This window comes from Vibrio sp. V39_P1S14PM300 (assembly GCF_009904765.1).
GTDB classification, from domain to species: domain Bacteria; phylum Pseudomonadota; class Gammaproteobacteria; order Enterobacterales; family Vibrionaceae; genus Vibrio; species Vibrio proteolyticus.
The window spans coordinates 1-2876 of the sequence record NZ_WXWP01000347.1 but is presented as its reverse complement, the minus strand read 5'-3'; the positions used below and the strand labels follow the sequence as shown (position 1 = coordinate 2876).

The window sequence follows — 2876 nt, the reverse complement described above, 5'->3', positions numbered from 1 at the left end:
TAAATTCGTCAATGATAAGTTAGATGAAACGTACTGTACGCCAGTACCATCCGGTCACAATTTTCGCGTGTTTGACGTCCCGGACGAAGAGTTAGAAATGCGCGATATTCTAAACTGTTGGTATGAAGAAGGATTCTATCCCCTTCAACAGCTTCAAAAAATCGATATTGAAGCAAAAGATGAGTATCTTGACATTCAAAAACAACTGCTCGACCACCATGACAACACGATAATGCTGGTGTTGAGAAGCCAGGTCTACCAAGCCGCTTTGAAACGTATCTTGTCTAACTGGCCTGCCAGAAGCCCTGCGAAAAACCATCTGGAATTCTTACTGGATCAAGCCTTAGCATTGCAGACTTATGGGCGACATTGATGCACCAAAGCCCCATAAGGGGCTTTGATTTGTGACTAATCAATCCATCCAACCATCAAAACTGAGTTTGTTGCGAAGCTTTCTTATTGCTTCAGCCTGGAGTTGTCGCACCCGCTCTTTTGACAGACCGAACTCATTACCCAGCCAGTCCAAAGTTTTGACTTCCTGACCAAACAAACCGTAACGATGGATCACGATAGTACGGTGTTTATCGGGTAAGCTGTCGACGTGCTTTTCTAAGCCAGACATCAGTGCCGTTTGTTGGCACGTATTATGTGGTTCCGCCGTCACTTCATCTTGATATTGTTCGAGGGTAAATGCGGGAGAATCAAAGGTTGAAACACTCGCGCTCGATTCAATAAAACCACTCAGGTCGATCAGTTCGCTCACTTGCTCGACTGAGCGATTGGTTTTCTGTGCCAGTTCGGTGACCGAGGGATCACGGCGAAGCTCGAGCCCCACTTCTTTTGCATCACGAGAGAGTTTAAATATCTCTTTTTGCACGTGAATAGGCAGACGGACCGTTCTTGAGTTGTTCATCAGAGATGATTCAATACTTTCTCGAATCCACCAAACTGCGTAAGTCGAAAAGCGGTAACCCAGTTCAGGATCAAACTTGTCGATAGCTTTCATCAAGCCAATGTTGCCTTCTTCAATCAGATCCAGCAATCCATGGCTGTGGTTTCCTCGGCGGGTATATTTACGAGCAATTTTGACAACCAGTCGCAAGTTCGACTCGATGAGAACATCTCTGGCTGAGCGCTCACCTTGTCTGGCCAGTCTTGCGTAGTGCACCTCTTGCTCTGGGGAAAGCAGATCGACACCAACGATATCGTTGATGTATTTAGCGTAAGGATCTTGTGGAGATTCAACTTCATGAGCAACCCCAGTGAGCGTCTCCGCCCCTGGTTTGTTCAAAGCACGTCCATTGTACATAATCAACTCCAGTCCAACTAAACATTGTTGTCGCAAATCCCTCTTCCTTTCAGGCTTTGCAATCTAATCGTAATTAGTACTTTCGTTGAGTGAATATGAAATAATCATCACTTCAACTCAATGTGTAGTTTAGAACCAAGGAATTAACTGTGCAAACCCATAAAATTATATTTTTGGTCTAATAGCTCTTCTAATTATAAGTACTTACATCAGTATTTTTATCAACACAAACCAATTTCCCTTACTTTACGGGCAGTTATACTGCCATGGAGTTAATTAGTCGAATAAAATTAAATCTACCTCACTCAGGATCAGACAAAAATTTCGTTAAAAAAAGTTTTAAAATACAACGAAAGTCCTAGTCAGCACGATGAATCAAGAGTTCATTGACATCGTTAACAGCGATTAGCGATTCCTTTCCGACTGGACGACAAAAGTAGAACCCCTGTACATAATCAACATCAATCGTGCGCAACAGGTCTAATTCTTCTTTACTCTCAACACCTTCTGCGACAACTTTAATACCCAACGCATGCGATAATTCAGTCAGCATTTTTACGGCATAGAATTTCTGCTTGATCAGATGCAGCTCAGAAATAAACTTACGATCAATTTTCAATACATCAAAAGAAAAGTCATTAAAGTAGGCAAAGGAGGAACTGCCAGTACCAAAGTCGTCCACCGCTATATGAATGCCTGATCGGCGGATCGTATTAATCAATTCCGAATTCCCCAAAGAACCGTCAAAATAAGCACTCTCGGTAATCTCGATCGTAACTGGCATGCCCTTTTCTCGTTTTAGCTCGATGAGCCGATGTAAATCTGCCAGATAATTTAGGCCATGTTCCTGATCTGCCAGAGAACAATTCACGCTTAATTCAATCGGTTCTGGGCTTTTTAAGTAGAACTCCGAGAACTCCTTGACTGCTTTTTCAGTAATGATCTTGTCCAGTGTATGAACCAAACCTAACTCTTCCGCAGTGCGAATCAGCTCCTGAATGCTGTAGTCCCCTTTCATCTCTTCGAATCGACACAGCGCTTCTACTTTATCAATCCGGCCCGTTTTCAGGTTCACAATGGGTTGATAATGCACTTTCAAACTACGAGCCCGAATCGCTTCAATAACCGTTTGTTCCAGGTTTCTGACATATATTGCTCGCCGGTAAAGTTGCTCATCGTAAAAATTTACGTTAGTCACACGCCGATCATGTGTCACCATTGCTTTTTCAGCATGCGAAATGATTTTCTCTATTGGCGTTTCATCCAGGCCAAAAATATCCACACCAAAATGACCATTGCGCACATCACGATAAACACTGTCGTCAATACATCGCTTTAGCGCTCGTTTGAAAGTGCGTATTGAACGTGATAACCCACTCGCTTCCTTCAAATTATCGAGATGAACGTCGAATAAAAGATAAAACACCCCACCTGGCGCATATCCCAACAGCAAATCTTGTGGGATGTTTTTTAAGCCAATCGCCAAACGACTCGACATCATTTCTCGCGACATTTGACTGAAATCGGGTCGGATACATAAACAGACATAGTATTGATTGTCTAATAC

Annotated in this window: 3 protein-coding genes; 1 reads left to right on the top strand and 2 read right to left on the bottom strand. The window is 42.9% G+C overall.

Annotated features, from left to right (window positions below; genetic code table 11):
* The coding region (locus tag CAG65_RS18175) for a hypothetical protein (protein ID WP_161454537.1) at positions 1–373 on the top strand (373 nt) is incomplete at its 5' end.
* 39 nt (positions 374–412) lie between these two features.
* Here CAG65_RS18175 and CAG65_RS18170 read toward each other — a convergent pair.
* Both CAG65_RS18170 and CAG65_RS18165 read right to left on the bottom strand, forming a co-directional pair.
* Positions 413–1309, bottom strand: a complete 897-nt coding sequence (locus CAG65_RS18170; RefSeq protein ID WP_021703345.1) for a sigma-70 family RNA polymerase sigma factor — start codon at positions 1307–1309, stop codon at positions 413–415.
* A 358-nt stretch (positions 1310–1667) separates the two neighbouring features.
* Positions 1668–2876, bottom strand: a 1209-nt coding sequence (locus tag CAG65_RS18165; RefSeq protein WP_237668852.1) for an EAL domain-containing protein, incomplete at its 5' end; no start/stop codon positions are given.

Bases quoted from the DNA above. Each gene is read 5' to 3' on its own strand.
- CAG65_RS18170 (WP_021703345.1), bottom strand. From the start codon at position 1,309: ATGTACAATGGACGTGCTTTGAACAAACCAGGGGCGGAGACGCTCACT.